12 protein-coding genes are annotated in these 18582 nt (G+C 57.1%); 6 read left to right on the forward strand and 6 right to left on the reverse strand.

The annotated features are described in order from the left end of the window. Nucleotides 1–31 precede the first annotated feature (31 nt). The gene (locus AC5S3R_RS06795; protein WP_494266260.1) at nucleotides 32–262 is read right to left on the reverse strand and encodes a hypothetical protein; all 231 of its coding nucleotides are present in this window, start codon (nucleotides 260–262) and stop codon (nucleotides 32–34) included. Between the two features lie 262 nt (nucleotides 263–524). Here AC5S3R_RS06795 and AC5S3R_RS06800 point away from each other — a divergent pair, with 262 nt between their 5' ends. From AC5S3R_RS06800 to AC5S3R_RS06820, 5 genes are all read left to right on the forward strand, one after another. Continuing rightward, the gene (locus AC5S3R_RS06800; RefSeq protein ID WP_494266261.1) at nucleotides 525–644 is read left to right on the forward strand and encodes a zinc-ribbon domain containing protein; all 120 of its coding nucleotides are present in this window, start codon (nucleotides 525–527) and stop codon (nucleotides 642–644) included. A gap of 201 nt (nucleotides 645–845) precedes the next feature. Then, nucleotides 846–1046 carry a cold-shock protein gene (locus tag AC5S3R_RS06805; RefSeq protein ID WP_494266262.1) on the forward strand — a complete coding sequence of 67 codons (201 nt, stop codon included), beginning with the start codon at nucleotides 846–848 and terminating at the stop codon, nucleotides 1044–1046. A gap of 66 nt (nucleotides 1047–1112) precedes the next feature. Then, nucleotides 1113–1412 (forward strand): hypothetical protein, encoded by a 300-nt coding sequence (locus AC5S3R_RS06810; RefSeq protein ID WP_494266263.1) that lies wholly within the window; start codon nucleotides 1113–1115, stop codon nucleotides 1410–1412. Nucleotides 1413–1576: 164 nt separating this feature from the next. Then, nucleotides 1577–1726, forward strand: a complete 150-nt coding sequence (locus AC5S3R_RS06815; RefSeq protein ID WP_494266264.1) for a hypothetical protein — start codon at nucleotides 1577–1579, stop codon at nucleotides 1724–1726. A gap of 536 nt (nucleotides 1727–2262) precedes the next feature. After that, on the forward strand, nucleotides 2263–2598 hold the full coding sequence (locus tag AC5S3R_RS06820; RefSeq protein ID WP_494266265.1) for a hypothetical protein: 336 nt from the start codon (nucleotides 2263–2265) through the stop codon (nucleotides 2596–2598). Between the two features lie 74 nt (nucleotides 2599–2672). Here the strand turns inward: AC5S3R_RS06820 and AC5S3R_RS06825 are convergent, their stop codons facing one another. Continuing rightward, on the reverse strand, nucleotides 2673–3368 hold the full coding sequence (locus AC5S3R_RS06825) for a response regulator transcription factor (protein WP_494266266.1): 696 nt from the start codon (nucleotides 3366–3368) through the stop codon (nucleotides 2673–2675). A gap of 2 nt (nucleotides 3369–3370) precedes the next feature. Next, nucleotides 3371–4825: an ATP-binding protein gene (locus AC5S3R_RS06830; RefSeq protein ID WP_494266267.1), complete on the reverse strand. Its 1455-nt coding sequence runs from the start codon at nucleotides 4823–4825 to the stop codon at nucleotides 3371–3373. Between the two features lie 201 nt (nucleotides 4826–5026). On the opposite strand from AC5S3R_RS06830, the gene AC5S3R_RS06835 reads away from it, so the two are divergent. After that, nucleotides 5027–8431 (forward strand): TonB-dependent receptor, encoded by a 3405-nt coding sequence (locus AC5S3R_RS06835; RefSeq protein ID WP_494266268.1) that lies wholly within the window; start codon nucleotides 5027–5029, stop codon nucleotides 8429–8431. 616 nt (nucleotides 8432–9047) lie between these two features. Here AC5S3R_RS06835 and AC5S3R_RS06840 read toward each other — a convergent pair. The 3 genes from AC5S3R_RS06840 to AC5S3R_RS06850 form a co-directional block, all read right to left on the reverse strand. Further along, complete coding sequence (locus AC5S3R_RS06840; RefSeq protein WP_494266269.1) at nucleotides 9048–12785, reverse strand: Ig-like domain repeat protein; 3738 nt, start codon at nucleotides 12783–12785, stop codon at nucleotides 9048–9050. Between the two features lie 10 nt (nucleotides 12786–12795). Next, nucleotides 12796–16395 carry an FG-GAP-like repeat-containing protein gene (locus AC5S3R_RS06845; protein WP_494266270.1) on the reverse strand — a complete coding sequence of 1200 codons (3600 nt, stop codon included), beginning with the start codon at nucleotides 16393–16395 and terminating at the stop codon, nucleotides 12796–12798. Between the two features lie 285 nt (nucleotides 16396–16680). Continuing rightward, nucleotides 16681–18570, reverse strand: coding sequence for a winged helix-turn-helix domain-containing protein (locus AC5S3R_RS06850; RefSeq protein ID WP_494266271.1), 1890 nt, complete (start codon nucleotides 18568–18570; stop codon nucleotides 16681–16683). Nucleotides 18571–18582 lie beyond the last annotated feature (12 nt).

The raw sequence follows: 18582 nt of genomic DNA on the forward strand, positions 1-18582 counted from the left end.
GCCTTGGCGCACATAATCGACCGTTTGCTGATCAGGCAGCGGGTGCAATCAGCAGCACGTCAATCACTGGAGGCGGCGTGATCTCAGGCAGCTTCTCATACACGCGTGTGCCCTTTGCCACTTCGGTGAGCACCCGGTTGACAGTGTCTTCCGTTCGTGTCGAGTTCACGTGCAGTTTTCGGGTTGCCTGCATTGTTGTTGTTGCCAGAAGAAAGCGGTTCTCAATTTTGAGTCCGGCTTCAAACACCAGCTCCGATCGCATAATATGCCTCAATTCCCGGTGGTGGAGCGTTTCTAACAGAAGCCTGACTGGCCTCCGCACACTTGCGGCGTTATCTCGAATTCAGGGCGTTTTATACAAAGTGGCGCGGAGGGTGTCGAGGAAGGCCGAAGGTCGTTAAGGATGGAGATTATGGATTACCTCTTTGTCCAGCATACGCTGCTTGAGCCGCTTGGCCTAATCTAGCCATCAAGCGATGCCCCAGCGACGCGGCGTGGAGTGAAAGAGTAGGTGAAAGGGTTTTATGGCAGAGAATCTGCAACTGACCTGTAGCGACTGTGGACAGGAATTCACGTTTTCAAGCGAGGATCAGGAAGAATGGCGGCGAATCTGGCGCACGGGAACAGCCACTGCAGACGGCTGATGATATACATCTTCCACAAAGCGCGTTCGACCATTGAGGAATAAATGTTCTCCGCGCCAATATTTGTAGTTGACTGGGGTGTACACTTACCACAGATCAAAGAATCCGATCTGGATTTCTTGCTTGTTCCGCTTCTCCGCCTTACTCGCAATCAACTCCAAATTGAGTTCGGTGGTACACCTATTCAAAGGAACAAGTTCAATGGAACAAGGAACAGTGAAGTGGTTTAACGACGCGAAGGGATTCGGTTTTTTGAGCCGTTCCAGCGGCGAGGATGTCTTCGTGCATTTCTCGGCAATCCAGAGCGAGGGCTTCAAGAGCCTGCCGGAAGGTCAGCCTGTAACATTCAATGTTGTAAAGGGCCCTAAAGGCTTTCAGGCTGAAAACGTGCGGATTGCCTGAGAGACAAACAACACATCGAACGGGGCGGTCATCCAGATCGCCCTTTTTCGTTTCAAAGGAGGGTTCATGAGTAAGCCTTCTCCCCGGCATGATAAGTACTTCCTGCGCGAGCTTCATCAGGAGATCGACCTGTACGATCGCAAACTTGCTTACCTCGACAAATTTGTCGAGTTTGCCTCATCCACAGATCGCGAAGAGGCCAAAAGCAGAATGCTGGCGAAGAGAGCACCCCTTGAGAAAACTGCTCTGCAACTCGTGGCATCGGGCGTTGAATACGAGGAGAAAGACCTTCCACGCTCCTTCCGCACGATGAATCTTGTGCATAACCGTGCACGGAAGAATGTCACACTGATAAGACCGGCATAGCATGCCAGCCCTATCCAAGCCGTTCGCAAACGCCGGTTCCCCTGAATGAGCCGAGCTGTGATGAACAAGAGTCTCGCCGATGATGTCCAAGCAGCAATTCTCTCCGTTATGCGATGTGCATCATGTCCCCATGCGTCGCGTGATGCTGGAGGAAGACTCGGAAGATGTTCGCTCCTACCATGCATGTGAGCGGCGAGATTGCACGCGGATTTTCCGTGATTCCAACGGCTACTCGGATCGGACCGAAGGCCAGTTTGATGGTTCGCGTGCTTCGACTCGGACATGTCCCCGATGTGGAGCCATCCTCTATCTAGCGGACGTGGACCACTCACGGAAGGTGGAGACATGGGAGTGCCCGCAGAAAGAGTGCAATTTCTCGGAAGAGTATCCATCCCCTTCTGCGCGATAACCAGACTCGATGCTGATGGGCTTTCAGAAGCTACTGGAATGTTGTGAGATATCTGAGACATCAAGCAAGCACGATACGATGCCATATCGCCGAGCCCGGAAGGTACCCCGGTTATATGAAATCACCGCCTCGGCACAGGATTCATTGTCCACTTCATAATGGCTATCGTTGCGCGTGCGAAATTACTCGGACATGCAAGGCCGTACCTGCCTGCCGAGCTCAGGTCGTTGAGTCTCAACTATCGCCTCCAGTGCGTATCGTTCGTCGAATGAGAGGGTGGCTCAGCAGTCGATCAGTTTACGACCTGGCGACTATGCGCTCGTTAAGTGTAGGTCCTGATGCGTGGGAAGAGCGATCCTCAATCGCCGTGAACACTTGTGTCTGCTGTGGCAGGAACGAAGTTAGCTACACTCAGGTCTGGCAGGCCAAAGGAGCACTCCTGTGAATAGAACTGTTGCAATTTCCCTTCTTATTGTTGCAGCAGCTCTTGAAGCTGGTGGAGATGCTCTCATGCGCATCGGCTTGCATTCCGCGTCCATGTGGAACAAGTTAGGACTTTTTGTTCTGGCAACAATTGTGTTGTTTTCCTATGGTTGGGCCGTAAATGCGCCACCGTGGGACTTTGGAAGGCTTCTCGGATTCTACGTCGTCTTTTTCTTTCTCTTTGCCCAGCTTATCTCATGGCTTGTATTCAAGCAGCCGCCATCAGTCGGTGTGCTGATGGGCGGATGTCTTATTGTCGCTGGCGGAATAATCATTGCTATAGCCAAGGCATAATTTCTGCAAGCACAACAGGTTAGGAAATCCCGTTTAGCGATTTGCAGACATATTGAAAGCGCGCTGCATCCCTTTCAATCTTCACGGAACCGATAGCCGATATAGCTTTCTGTGAGGATGTAGACGGGATGAGTGGGATCGTCTTCGATTTTTTTCCGAAGCTGATTGATAAGCACGCGCAGATACTCCCGCTCATTGCCATACTCTGGCCCCCAGACGGATGCTAACAGGCGATGATGAGGCACAGGCCGCCCGGCGTGAGACATCAAGTATCGAAGCACATCAAACTCTTTCGGGGAAAGATGGATTTCCTGCCCCTGCTTCTCCACTCGATGACGGTCTGTGTCCAGACGGATAGCTCCGATGGAATAGGCCACAGGAGATATGTCTGTTGATGCTTGAGAGCGACGAATGGCGGAACGCAGGCGGGCGGTCAGTTCTCCAATTTGGAACGGCTTTGTCACATAATCATGCGCCCCGGAATCAAGGGCCTCTATCTTGTCTTCTTCTTCCTCTCGAACAGTCAGCATGATGATCGGAATACGGGGATACGTCTGCGAGATTCTTCGGCAGGCTTCCATCCCGCCTATTCCCGGCATGTTGATGTCGAGCAGAATTGCGTCATAATCCACCATGAGAAGGCGAGAAAGAGCTTCTTCTCCGTTACCAGCTTCCCCAATGGCAAATCCGAGTGCCCATAAGGTTTCAAAGAGGCTTTGGCGAATCCCGGAGTCATCTTCAACAATCAGTATCTTGCTTCTGTATTCCATCCTCATCGCCTTCCGCTGGGGAGTGTCAGAAAAAATGTAGTTCCGGCACTGGAGTCGCTGACGACCCACGCGCGCCCATGGTGCGCTTCTACGACATGCTTGACCACGGAAAGCCCGATCCCTGTCCCGGATGCCTTATGTGCAGAACTGGGCGAACGATAGAAGCGTTTAAAGATTTTGTCGCGTTCTTCCAGAGGTATGAACGATCCTTCATTATGCACACTGACAACTGCCTCATCTTTTTCTTCGTAAATATCCAGAGTGATTGAGGCATCGGTTCCGCCGTACTTAGCCGCATTATCGAATAGCTGAAGGAGAGCCATCTTCAAAAGTTGTCGATCTGCCAGCACCGAAATATGCTCTACTGCTGAAGCAAAGATGACAGGGCGCGGCATGAACTGTTCGGCAGATTCTGCAACGCTTTCCCGAACGAGCGCGACGACATTGATATGCTCGCGCTTAACCTTCAGGTTTGCACTATCAATTTTTGCCGTGCGAAGAAGGCGTGTTGTGATGTCGTTCAAATGATGAGCCTGCTGGTCAATCAGTGTGACCAGTTTCTTCTCTGTTCCGCGTAGTGTATTCATCTCCAAAAGACCGGAACTGGAGGTCTGAATGGTCGTCAACGGAGTTTTGAAAGCGTGCGCCAGCGAGTCAAGAACTGTCGCGCGGAGTTGCTCGCTCTGCCGGGCAGCTTCTGCGTTGCTCTCCTGTACAAAGGATCGTGCGCGTTCCATCGCGATTGCAGCAAGGGAGGCTGCGGCATTGATAGACACGGCATCACTGGTATGCCCGTAAAGGAGTAACGCTCCAATGGATCGCGTGCCCGAACGTAGAACACGTCGGGAAATTTCATTCGCTTCATCATCGTCGTTTCGATCTGCGAAAAAACTCGCACGGAGTTGCAGTTCTTCCTGCTTGAAATCAAATTGTCCGGCGGAAGAGAAGTGCAGATCGTAAGCGTTCCATAATCCGACTCCCTTGGCTTGCAATGCCGTTTGGATAAGAGGAGTAAGCTGTTGATCGACGGAATGCTGGAAGTCCAAGAGCAGGATGCTCTGGCTTAACTCATAGAGTCGTTGCAGGCGGGAACGGTGTATATCCGATTCGAGCGCATGTTGATTGACCTGATTTGAGAGACGGCTGACAAGCAACGCGACACTCTCAAAGGTTCCCAGCGCCACCCAGTCATGCGAATCCGCCATATAGAACTGAAAGAGCGGTACGGTGAAGAAATAGTCCAGGCAAGCCACCGACACCAGCGATACCGCACTGGCCTCCAGAAATCCCCACCGTAGCGCAATAGCCGTAATCAGAAAAAGATGAAGCGACGTGGCGGAAGAGAGATTGAAGTGGAATTTATAGGCTGCGCCTGTTGACAGCAATGCTGCTGCAACGCCCACGATAATCCTGAGCGCAATGTGGCGGATTTTCCCATGCAACATAGCCGTGCTCACTACCCTTCGAATTGTAGCGAGAAACCCATTAAAAACCCGTAAGTACAGGGCTTATGCCTGTCTAATACATTTCACGCTTCACTGAGCAAGGCTGGATTTCATGCTGCCCTTGAGGTGATTTCAGTGAAATACGACAGATTGTTTCATCGTTTTTCTTTTATAGCCGTTTCGCACTCAGCACATACCCTGAACGGAAACGGAATGGACGGAACGCTAGAAGCAGCTTCCGAAAATCTAAGGAAGAGTTCTGCACACTGGTTGCGTGTCTGCCTATGGGCAATTCTCCTCGGCGCATCGTTAGGGGCTGTGCCTTCCTACGCGCAATCCACGTTCGGCAGTATTCGAGGAACAGTACAGGATGAATCTGGCGCGGTGATTCCCGGCGCAGTGATTACGGTTCACTCCCTGGATGAAAACTTTGATCGTCAGGTAACAACCAGCGATGCCGGAGAGTTTGCTATTGAGAATCTGAAGGCAGGCCACTATCGGCTGACGATCCACCATGATGGTTTCGCGGATAGCGTTGTCAGTTCCACCGACCTTGAAGCGCGCCAGGATTTGCGTGTGCCGGTAAAAATGACAGTGGCATCTACAGCTACTGTCGTAGAAGTTAGTGCAGCTCAGGAACAGGTCAATACGGAGAACGGAACCATCAGTGACTCCAAAGACAACCAGTTGATGACGCAACTCCCACTCAACAATCGCGCCACAACGACAAGCCCGCTAGGTTCGCTCTCGCTGTCGCCTAATGTGCAGCAGGATAGCTCAGGCAACATTGCGCTCGGCGGAGCAAGTTCTTCGATGGTGAACTTCTCTGTGGATGGCATCTCGACGGCCAATGTCCGGCAGAATGGAGCGTTGCAGGATGCCTACCCCTCGCAGGAAGGCATTGCCGCTGTGAAGGTGACGTCTTTCAACAACAGCGCGGAGTTCTCACAGGTTGGAGACGTCACCTTCACAACCAAGAGCGGAACAAACCAGTACCACGGAAGCCTCTTTGAATATCTGCAAAATGATGCGATGGATGCAAGCCCTTATGGCTTTGATGGCAAGGCTCCAAAGCGGTTCAATACCTTCGGAGGTTCTCTCGGCGGTCCGTTGAGCATTCCGCATCTATATAGCAGCAAAGATAAGACATTCTTTTTTGCCGACTATGAGGGCAATCGCCGTACGACCGCGGCTGCACAGCAGTTCCTGGTTCCAACGGAAGACGAGCGGAACGGCAATCTGAGCGGCTTGCTGGATGCCAGTGGCAATCCTGGGCCGGTGATTGATCCCAGCAAGATCAGTGAAACCGCCAAGGCGCTGCTTGCCTATTATCCGTTGCCAAACGTTTCGGGACAGTCAAACTACAACTACGAGAACTTTCAATCGACTCCGGCGAGCACCAATGGAGCGGACATTCGTATTGACCGCACTATTACGGATAAACAATCCGTCTATGCTCGCTTCAGCCGGAAGAATATCAGCCAGGATGTGGCAAATTCGCTGCTGCCAAATGACACGGATCTCGTACATAACCGCAGCCTGCTTGTTTCCTATACCTATGCCATTACGCCGAAGCTGCTCAATGAATTTCGGTTTGGCTTTACGAATGTGACCACTCAGGTCAACTTTCCGATTGAAGGCGCAAATGCTTTGCAGCAGCTTGATCTGACGGGCGTTAACATCAGCCAGCATCCTACTTCTCATGCCTTTCCGACCTTTAACTTCAGTTCGGGAACGGGCTTTACCGCAATCGGGAGAGATAAGACAGGCACTACACAGTCAAAGACCTTGCAGCTTACCGACAATGTGACATATATATTCGGACGGCATACGGTGAAGGCCGGAATCGATGTGCGCCGAGTGCGCTATTTCGACATTGAAACCTTCCTGCCTTCCGATGACTTTGGGCAGTTTACTTTCCAGCCGAACTTCACCGGGAATGCTTTTGGAGATTTCCTGGAAGGCGCGCCTACGACACTGTTCTTCGCCGTCTCCAGCCCGGACGTGGGTGGAACCGCGTGGCAGTACAGCGCGTTTGCACAGGATGAGGTACAGCTTACCAGCAAGCTGACAATCAACTATGGTCTACGCTGGCAGATTCTCCCCGGCTTCCACGAGGATGGTGGCAATCTCGCAAACTTCGATCAGCGGAACAATTCCATTGTCGTTCCCGATGAGCTTGCATCCTATTTGCAGCAGAATAATCTTGGAGCATCGAACCTTGCCTTTCAGCAGTCCTTCAATGCGTGCGATCTGAGCTATACGGCACTGCCTTGCACAAACTATGTGACGGCGAGCCAGGATCATCTGCCGCAAGGGCTGCGTAATACTTATAAAGGCAACTTCCAGCCCCGCATTTCTCTGGCGTATCGTCCATTCAACGATACGAAGACGGTTGTCCGTGCAGGCTTCGGTATCTTCACGATGACCAACCTCGGACCGCTTTCCTTCAATAACAGCGGTAATCCAACATCGGCTCTTCACACATATTCCAATTCGCTGACAGCAGCGGGAACACCGCTTATTCAGTTTCCGAATACTGCGCCGCCTTCCGTTGGTGTGCAGTATGGTGGTGGCGGCCTGGATCAGGGGGTCGATCCCAACTTCCGCGATCCGCAATCCGAGCAGTGGAACCTCACCGTAGAGCGGCAGCTTGCGAACAACGATACGCTGCGCGTTAGCTACGTTGGCATGCACACCTACAGGCTCAACATTACAGAAGACCTGAACCAGATAGGGGCCAGTACAACTCCCTATCAGGTGACGACGGTCAGCCCCTATGTCGATCCACGCGCGCCGTATCACAACTGGCTGACGCTCTACAGCACATTCAATGCGGGCACTGCCAGCTATCAGGCATTGGAGGTAGATGAGACGCATCGGATGTCCCACGGATTGTACTTTGACGCCAACTACACCTTTGCCAAGAACCTGGCGGATAATCAGGGGGATAATCCGAGTGCCTTTGCCGGAGAGGTCAACTACGGCATACCAATTGCTGACCGTTTCCATATCGCCAATGATTACGGAAATGTTGAAGGCACGCGGCGTCATCGCTTCCTGCTTACGGGCATTTATCAGTTGCCTGCGGGGCAAGGACGTGCGTTTCTAAACAACGGCGGATGGAAGGATATTCTTTTGGGCGGATGGGATTTGAACACGGTCACTCTGCTTGAGACGGGACCGTGGCTGACGCCCAGCATCAGCACCTCCTTCGATCAGTCCAATACCAACGTCGTCAATCGCGGTGCGTTTCTCCGTCCCGATGTAGTCTCGAAAAGCTTCTACAAAGGGCAGTCGAGAACGCAATTTTTCAATCCGGCGGCATTTGCTCCTACTCCGACCGGAGCGGGCCGCTTCGGCAATGCCGGTGTTGGCATCCTGCAAGGCCCAGGTACAGCAGCAGTTTCTCTTGGCCTGGCAAAGAACTTTGCGCTGACGGAGAAGACAAAACTTCGCTTTGAGTCTACGTTTACCAATGTGCTCAATCACACGAACTTTGCTCCACCTGCAACGCAGATCGACAATACTACGACTTTCGGTATTCTGAGTGCCCCTCAGACCGCAGAAAGCGCGGGCAACCGAACCGGACAAGTAGCGTTGCGTATCGACTTCTGAGAACATGCGACATATCACTTTGCAAGAAGCCAGACTTTGGTCTGGCTTCTTTTTGACTCAAGCCACCACTGCCCGTGTGAAGGAATATAGGGTGTGCTCCTCAGAATCTACGATGTGATGGTTGCAGGTGGGAACTGATTCCAAAGCCGTTGAATGATTGTGAGGGCCTGCAACGTCTCGAATTTGCTCGTAGTCCCCTTTGAACGCTGCATCGCAGCTTAGTACCTGATCAGTGCCATCATCTTTAAATCATAGAGAACAGAGGATATCGCTAACCGTCGACTGCACTCCAATATGGCCCAAATCATTCAACTCAGCGCTTCCACTTTCCGGGAATTGTGAGCGGGGTAATTGTTTAGTGAACCTATACCTATCCTCTTAGCCATCCTTTTCTGTTTGACTTCCGCCTTCGTTTGCCTTGACGGTAAACTACACTTTCGCAGGATTGCTTTGCCGCCGATTATCCGCAGTGCGATCCTTGCGACTGATTCCACATAGGCTTGATCTCGATAAACAATGCACTTGCGCATAGTGAGCGTTGCTTCAGCTCAAATGTACGACAAAACAAAAACGCCCGCCCAAAAGATCCGGGCGGGCGTTTGAAACAACAGCAGAGTTAGTGAATCAACACGGGCAGAGCAAGCTGGGCGACGTTGCCTGACGTATCGCTCACTGTGACGTTGAGCGTGGTCGAGAGCGTCACATTCACGCTGGCTGCACCGGAAGCCGATGGCATGAAGGTGCTGTCTCCGCTGTAGCTTGCTGTGATGGTGTGCTTGCCCACGGCTAGGGTCGAGACGCTGAGTTGCGCCTTGCCTCCAGAAACCGTTGCGGAGCCAAGCGGAGTGGACCCGTCATAGAACAGGACAGTACCGCTGGGCGAGAAGGTGTTCGATACCGCACTCACGGTGGACGTGAAAGTGACCGCTGTTCCGTAAGACGCAGTGCCCGAGGAGACGGACAACTGGTTGGTGACCGCCGTCGAAGTCGCTTTGTGCGATGAACTGCCGCAGCCGGTGGTGACGCCCAGCGTGAGCGTCGAGAACACCAGCGCAAGCATGCCGAACATGCCGATGATGCGGCGACGCTGACGCGCACTCCAGAGCAGAAGCAATCCTCCGAGAGCGAGCGTGCCGGCGCCTGGTGCGATTGCCGGCGAAGCAGACTGACGTGCGGCGGCAGCACTGGTTTGCGGATTGTTGGCGGTGACGGTGAGCGTAGAGGTTGCGTCTCCACTGGCATCGAGCACTGGCGCGGTGAACGCGCAGGTGACGCCGGTAGTGCTGAGTCCCTGGCAGGCGAGCAGCAACGATGCCGGATCGATCTTAGTGCCATTGCCAGAGCCCACGGTGATGGTAGCGCTGGCCTGCTTGCTGCCGCTTACGTCGATGTCCAGCGAAGAACTGCTGGAGGCGATGGAGTAGGCGCCGGTGTAATGTACGGCCACCGATGCATTGGCTGCTGCAAGGTAGTTGCCGTCGCCGGCATAACTGACATCGATCACGTTGTTTCCACTTGCGAGTGCTGTTCCAGGCAGCTTCATGGAAGCCTGCGACCAGGAGGCCCCCGAGGAGCTCGTGAGCGGTGTGAGCGTGGTGGTGCCGAGCACAGCCCCGGTGGCGTGATTGGTAAATACCAGTGTGCCGGTCGGATTCAGCGCCGTGCTGTCGGTTCCGATCTGCGCCAGAATGGTTACGCTGTTGGGAGCAACGACACTGGTATTGCTGGCGGAAGCGGCTAGCGAGGTCGCTGCCCTGGTGACAACGAACTCCGTGGGCGTGGATGTGCTGGCGCCGAAGCTGGCATCCCCACCGTAAGAGGCATAGAGGTGATGCGTGCCCGGCACGAGCGAGTTGAACTGTACGTGCGCGGCGCCGGAGTCGAGTGCGCTGGAGACGACGCCGAGCGTGGAGCCGCTGGACTCGGATGACATGAGCGCAACGGTGCCGGAAGGAACCGCCGAGCCGGCCGCTGCCTTGACATTGATCTCGACTGCGGCAACCGAGCCGTACATTTGTGTAGTGGCTGTGGTGAGCGTGTGCGTGGTCACCGAACCGGCATCGGCGGCGGTTGCGCTGCTCCATGCGGCGAGAAGATTGGCTGCGTTCACAGAGCCAAGGCCGGTGGCAGGATCGTATCCGGCGGCGGCGCTGTAACCGGCTGCAATGCCTACCCAGTCATACTGTCCCTGCGCGGTGCAGGTAGTCTGGGTGGTCAGGTCGACGAGAGTTCTGAGTTTGCAAGGCTCGGCGTTCGAGCCCTGGATTACGTCGTGAAACGTGCAATCTTCGCTGCTGTTTCCATCGGCCGACTGGCAGGATGCGGACTGCACCGGATTGGCGAACTGCTTTGCAGCAAGCGCGTAGAGATACTTGTTGAGGTTGCCTTGACGCGCTCCCTGCTGCTGGTTGAGCAAGGCAACGATGCCCGCGAACGCGGGAGCGCCGAAGCTGGTGCCACCGGCGCCAAGCGTAGTGATGACACCCTGATTGTTGACGCAGTCGCCATCGTCGGTGGAGGCATCCGCTTCACAGAAGGCATAGGCGCTGGCCCAGGTTCCGGCACCTGCGAAGAAGGAGACGTCCGGAATGTGCCGCTTGCCCGTGGCTCCAATGCCGGAGATGCTCTGTTGCCAGGCCGGGGCATCGTGCCCGCCTGTGCAGGAGCTTTGATCGGCTCCATCGGACGAGGTGCAGAGGCTGACGCCGCCGCCGCCACCGACCGTATTCAGGAAGGCATACTCGTCATTGCAGATTTCAGCACTGGTGATTTCCGACAGACCAAAGGCCGCGACGTTGGCCAGCACATCGGGACTTGCGCAGCTATCGTTCCATACGCTCTCCGGCACATACGACTTGGCGGATTGCAGCGTAGTGGGATCGTTGGTCTGCGACCAGTATGTTCCTGCCTTGCTCACGTTAATGGGGAAATCCGTACCGCCGATTGCAGTCGAATTCTCCGTCGATGCCATACCGTTGATCTGCTGTCCATAGGCGGCATAGTACTCGTTCTGATCGCAGGCCACCGCACCGCCATCGCCGCTGGCGACGATGACACTGATGCCCTGCGCTGCGGCCTGTGCCCAGAGGTCGTCGAAATACTGGTTACCACTTTCCTGCAGTCCCAGCTCGCAAGAGCCCCAGCTCAGGTTCAGCACCGGGCTCAGGTTGTTGTCGATGGCGTATTCGGCGGCGATGAGAATGCCCTCGTCGGTCGCGGTGGATGCGGCGACGAGCAGGTTGATGTCGGCCTCCGGAGCGGTGGCGCCGGCCCACTCGACGTCAAGCACGGCTTCTCCCTCCGCGCCGCTGAAATAGCTTAACCCCGGATCGTCTCCGATGACGGTGACGTTGAGCTTCGTGGCGGGCAGGCCGAAGGCGGCACGAAAGGCATCGACATCGCTGGTAGCGATGTTGCTCTCGGCCACGATGGCGACGGATTGACCGGCTCCTTTGTAGCCTTGACTCCAAACCGACTTAATGCCGTACATCTGCGCGAAATCCGCGGGGCCGACGAAGACGTAGTAGCTGCCGTTGATCCGCTCGGTGACCTGCGGATTCACCTTGGCCGTGGCCTGGGCTTTGACGGCGGAGGCATCCTGCTTGTGCCAGCGACCGGTCGCATCGCGCTGCGCCCTGATGGGGCTGGTGTGCGTGGGAACAAAACGCGCATTGCCCAGCGTGGCGAGGCCGACGATGGCCGGAGCGAGCGCAGCGGGAACCGATGGCGTGTCAGCATTGGCGATGCGCACCTGGTCGTTCATCAGATAGCGATGCATCTCAGCCTGGAAGGCGTTTTGGAATTGCGCCTCCGTTCCCGAAAAGGTGACGACGGTCCGGCTGCGCGAAACACTATCGATGCTGAAGCCCTGCTGCTGAAGCCATGCAGTGATGGCAGCGATGTCGTCCGAACTGGCACCGAAACGCTGCCCGAACTGTTCCGGCGTGAGCCATTTGTGATAGCTGGCCGAGGCAGGGTTCTGCACCTGCGCCAGGAAGTCCTTCATCGCGGCCTGTTCTGCCGCACCGCGGCGGAGCACAAGCTTCATGCTCTGCAGCGGCTCGGTTGCGGTGAGGCTGCCCTGGTCTTTGCCATAATGGGCTACCAGCGGGGCAGCGCCGGTGAGCATGGTCCGCTGCGCGTTGTTGACGACCTGCGCCGACAACCGGGCGTGCTGAACGGTCTGCGCCTGAGCAACCGGAGCGCAGCAGGACAGTGGAACCAGCAGCGCACTGGCCGCAGCCACGGCGCGTGCCATTGTTCGCATTGCGTGAATCATCTTTACTCCTTCTCCATCCATGGCTCGTCGCGGGGCGACGAGGTTCGAGGCATCGTGCATCGTGATCTGCGGCATAGTACGCGCATCAGTCCACATGGACAGTCACGTTGAAGGCTTTGGCCGCGACGCCGGAAACCGACGGTGTGGCTTTGACAACGATGGTGTAATCGCCGGTATGCGTGGTGCGGACGGGCGAGTCCGATCCGCAACCGCTCAATGCCGTCATGGCTCCGAAGGATGCCGAGAGAGCGAGAGCCAGCATCAACAGGCGAAATGCACGGCGGCGCGCGCCACCAAAGCAGAGCAGCGAGCCCACGAGCGGCATTGCGAACAGCCACGCTGCTGCGACCCGGCTGGAGGCCACCGTTGAGGATGTGGTGCTGACCACCACGGTAACGGTTGCCGATCCGTTCGGAGTGAGCGCCACGCTGTTGGGCGAGAAGAGCACCGACATGCCGGCAGGAAGATCCGACGATGCCAGGCTCAGCGTTCCGCTGAAAGTGGCGTTGGCGGCTACGCTGAACGTGGTAGTGCCGCTTGCGCCACGAGCCAGCGTCAACGCGGCTGTCGGCGCCGAGAGGGTGAAGTCCGGAGCGACAACGGGCGCGGCCGAAACTGTGACCGCAAGGGAGCTGCTACTTTTGGTAGCGCTGAAAGACGTGTCCCCGGAGTAGATGGCGGTGATGGTGTCGGTGCCAACAGGGAGTTCGCTGGCATAGAAGGTTGCCGTGCCTGCCTGCAAGGTGGCTGTGCCCAGTACAGTGCCATTGGCCAGGAAGGTTACTGTGCCGCTGGGCAAGTCGCGATGCGCCACCGAAGGCGTTACAGTGGCGCTCAGATTGACGCCATCGCCATCCACAATCGCCTTGTTGTCGGCGGCCAGCGAGAGCGTGCTGCCGGAGATGTTGCGAATGACCTCAACGCCACCATAGTAGTAGGACCAGCTCATCAGGTCTGTGGTACCGTCGCCATCCAGATCGCCAGAGGCCAGGGTGCTAATGCCAGGTTCCATTCCGAGATTGGTGGCCGTGCCGAAGGTGCCATCACCGGTGCCGAGCAACAGATGCGAACCGGAGTTGTCGCCCGCAGGCGTGTCTGTGGCATAGTCGACGGTATTAATGATGTCGAGCTTGCCGTCGCCGTTGATGTCGACGAGCAATCCCTTGCCCGGGATCATGTCGGCGTCGTAGGTATTGCCGCGGGTGAAGGTGCCGTCGCCATTGTTGAGGTAGAGGATCACGCCGCGATCGGTTGCGCTGACGCTGTATCCGCTCTGTTGGCCTGCGGAGAAGACAGCGAGGTCGGGTTTGCCGTCACCATTGACGTCGCCGACCTGCAGAGTGCGGATGCTGAGGCCGGAGATGAGAGTGATGGCGGCGCCGGTGTTGAACTTGCCGCTGTTGTCGCCGAAGATGACCGAGAGATAGGGGCTAACTGAGCCCGAAGTTCCGTCGTCGGAGATGAGCAAGTCGAGCTTGCCGTCACCATTGAGGTCCGCGAGCGTGATGCCGGCATAGGCATAGGAGTGACCGAAGGGCTGAGTGATGGCCGGCTGGAAGGTGCCGTCGCTGTTGCCGAGGAAGGTGATGACGGCGGCGGTGTCGTAGTATCCGCCGGCGGTGACGGCGACGATATCGGCTACGCCATCGTCGTTGATGTCACCGACGGCAACCGAGGCCAGATTCGATGTGAGCGTGGTGCCATTCATATCGAGGAAGGTGGGCGTGCGAAAGGATCCATCGCCATTCGAAACTGCGACGGCCAGCGTGTAGTTGTAGGTGTAGCTGCTAACCGAGGTGTTGGCATCGAGCACGAGATCCTTGAGGCCATCACGGTTTAGGTCTGCGACCGCCTCGACGTAGCCAAGACCGTATTTGCCATAGACACCATCGAGCGCCTTGACGAAGGTGAAGCCACCCTTGCCGTTGTTGAGCGCGGTGCGATACGGATAGTTGCCGCTGCCATAGGTGTCGAGCGCGAGGATGTCATCGTAGCCGTCGCCGTTGGTGTCGAGCAGGGCTTGGCCGTAGAGGTGACCGGCGTCGTAGCCGAGCAGGCTCTGCGCAGGCAGCGTCGAGCCACCAAAGTAAGTGCCGTCGCCATAGCCGTGGAAGACGTTGAGACGGTTGTAACCTCCGCTCGAGCCGTCGACATAGGCGAGATCAAGGATACCGTCGCCGTCCAGGTCGTCCAGCACCATGTTGAAGCCGGGGGAGTTTTGGCTGTGGCCGGAACTGGAACTGATAGCGGCATAGTAGACGGGCGCTGTGCCGAACTTGCCAGTGCCGAGCCCGGGCAACACTTCGAGCGAGATGCTTTCTTTGGCGACGAAGTCGGGAATGCCATCGCCGTCGATGTCCCGAATAGCCCACGACTGCGGGGAGACTTCGACGGTGGGACTGGCGACGACGACGCTGGGGAAGGTGCCATCACTCTGCCCCAGAGCCGAATAGATGTAGCCATCCATGAAGCTCATGGTCAGGTCGGGGATGCCGTCGCCGTTCAGGTCGGCGAGGCTCATGCCCGAGTTGAAGGTGTTGACGTAGATATTGGCAGTGACAAAATCCTGCTGCGTGTAAGGGGTATCGCCGAAGGTTCCGTCGCCATTGACCGGAAGAGCGAAGACGGTAGAGCCATTGATGCCGTAGGAGTTGAGCGACAGCGCTTCGATATAGAGAGCCGAGCGGCCGGCATTGGTGCCGAGCAGCGCGCCCTGATTCGGGATAACAACGAGCGACTGCTCGAAGGTGTAGTCGGTCTCAATGGGCGTGGCGCTGAAGTCGCCTGTCCCGTTGCCCGCGTAGACGTACACGTCCAGGTCCGTGTTCGAGGTGCTGTAAGAGTACGTGGTACGGAAGATGACCAGATCCGCGACGCCGTCGCCGGTGACATCTCCCAGCATCAGCGCTCCACCGTAATAGGTGGTTGGAATGGAAATGCTCTTCGAGTTAGTGAAGGTTCCGTCGTGGTTGTTGCGGAGGAAGACGATCAGCGAGTCGGTCGTGTCGCGCACGATCAGGTCCGGATAGCCGTCGTTGTCGAAGTCGTCCACCAGAGCGGTGGCGTATCCGGTGTAGTAGGAGCCGGAGGGGAGAAAGTTTGTGGTGACAGGAGCCGCAAAGGTGCCGTCGCCCTTGTTGGCCAGAAAATGAAGCTGCGTCCTGCTGTCGATGGTGACCACGTCCTTGTGCCCGGTGCGGAGAAAATCTGCCGACAGCGTGAGCATGGTGCAGGAGTAGTTCAACGGAGTGGGCGAGGCCTGATACGAGGGTGCGAGTTGAAAGCCGGAGAAGCCACCGCCGGGTATAACTGTGCTGGCCACCGCGGACGAGGGCTCGTACTCGAGAGAGGACGTGGCGGACGCGTTCGGCTTGAGGCGAGAGATGCGATCCTGGCTGGCGAGGCCTGGGTTGGCCGTGCACAAGGTGGTCTGCGAGCCGGGCTTCCAGGTTCCGGCCTCTTGCATGCGGACTTCCTGAGCAATAGAAATGCAGGTTGAGGTACTGCCTACGGCGGAAACCGAGGCGGCCGTGGGCGCAGGTAGCTTGCCGGCGAGCACGCGCAGCGGCGCGGGAGAGGCTGTTCGCCTGCTCTGGGCGGCAGTGGCCATGGGAGCCAGGAGGCCGAGCAGCAGTACCAGCAGCCCTGTGGCCTGCCGCATTGGCGGCAACGCAAATCTCATCATCTTCCTCCAGATAGTCCAGCAACGCAGCCGTACGGCTGATCGGATCAGCGGGACGGTCTGCGGTTGATACACCAACCCGTCGCCTGCCCGAGGACAGCGCGGCCGGTTTTCCATTGAAAAAACGTGCGGGGGATACAGCTTGCCGAAGCGATTAGAACGGACTATAGCGCTGGCCTGGGTTTGTCCCAATTCCGGAACTCTGGTCTTAACCTTCTATTTTTCTGCCGACTTAAGGTATTTAATATCTGATTGATACAGAATTCATTTGACTCAGGCAAGATGCGGCTACTCCCAGACAGAGCGCCAATCATCGTGACCAAGCAGCACTGGAATGCTGAAGTGCATGCGGCGCAGCAGCATTTGATAGCGCGGGTCCTGGCGTAGTGTACTGTAAGCTGGGTCAACACCGATCTGCAGCGCGGCGGCTTCGTGGCGATCGATCTGGCTGCTGAGCGCGGCAATGGCGTTGTCCGGCTGGCCGGCGTAGAGGAACCACTCGGAAGGCACAAAGTCGAGAGAGGCGGCCTGCCACTTTTTGCCGGACTCGATGGCCTTGAGCCGCAGCTCTGCATAGCCCTTGACGCCTTCGCGCTGGAGGACACGCGCTCCTTCCTCCTCGAGAGCCTGGCGATCTTTGTTGCCTTGAAGCACGGCCATGGTACGCCACTCGGCAACGGCCTCGGCATAGGAACCGGAGTACCAGTAATTCCATCCGAGCTGATGATGGGCAATGGCGGCGTTGGGATCCATGGCCACCAGCTGCCGGGCCACCTCTAGACTGCGGCCATCCTGGCCGGCCGAGGAGTAAATAGCGGTGGCCGCCAGATAGGGTGACTTCCAGGAGGGGTCGAGCTCATGCGCCAGATTCACTTCGTCGATGCTTTGATGGAAGCGCCCGAGCGCGCACAGCAGACCAGCCAGCCAGACATGATAGTGGCTGTGCCCGGGATCGAGCGCAATGGCGGTGCGATACTCCTGCTCCGCACGTGCAAAGTCCCAGTCGTGCTGGTAGGCAATATTGCCGAGGACGGCATGGCCCTCGGCCAACTGCGGATCGAGTTGCAGAGCGCGGCTGGCATACTGGCGAGCCTGCTCGTATCCCTGCTGCTGAGGCAGCACGCCGTGCTCGGCCTCGGCAATGAGAGTCGTGGCCAGCCCGGAATAAGCCCGGGCAAAACCAGGATCACGCCGGATTGCCTCGTGAAATTCCTTTTCCGCCTGCGTCCACCGGCCGAGGTCCCACTGTTGCAAATGGGCGCGGGCCCGCTGATAGACGTCATAGGCCTCGGCGTTGCCCGTACTACCGAGCGCAGCGCCTTCGCGTGCGCGAGAGGCATTCAAAGCCAGAAGCAGGTCAGCCTGCACCCGCTCGCGCAGGCCGATCAGGTTCTTGCGCGTTACGTCGTAACGGAATGTGGCCATGTGGCTGGCATCGTTGCCGTGTGCTAGCTCGAGTTGCAGCCGCACGTGGTCCTGATCGAGCGCGAAGGTCCCAAAGATCAGCACGTCTGCATGCAGAAGCAGCATGGCCCCGCGGCCTTCCGCATCGGACGGAGTTACGTGCGAAGCGCTGACCCGCAATTGCGGAACCTGCGCCAGAGCGTCGGTGATGTCGAGACGGAAGCTCTCAGCAAGGGCCTGGGAATCGGCACCGCTGGCCTCAAACGGAGCGATGCCGACGCGCAGGATGTTGGCCTGCTGCTGGCGCGCGGCAGCGGCGTGGCGCGCTGCTGTGTAACGCCACGCTGCGAGACCAGCGGCAACGAGCAGCAACACGCAGAGGACAAGCAGGGCGCCACGATACCGCGTGCCGCGCGGAGCAGCGTGCTCAGCGGCGACAAGCGAGGGCGGCGCAGAATCGGCAGGCTCGGCCGGCAGTTCGTGGACCTGCACGGGCGGCGAGAGTGGCTCTTCTATCTCCTGCTGAAACTCCACTGTGGCCACAAAGCGATAGCCACGCTTTGGAAGTGTCTCTATATAGTTGGGCGAGCGGGAGCTGTCGCGCAAAACCTGGCGCAGATAGCTGATTGTCTTATTGATGGCGTCATCATAGGCGAGGCTGTCGCCGTCCGGCCAAAGCGCCGTGCGCAATTCATCGCGCGTTACTACCTGGCCCGCGTGGTTCAGCAGTGTATCGAGTACCACCGCTGCCTGCGCCGGGCAGCGAACTACCATCCCTCGTCCGTG

This window comes from Occallatibacter sp. FHG110214_02 (genome assembly GCF_059115385.1).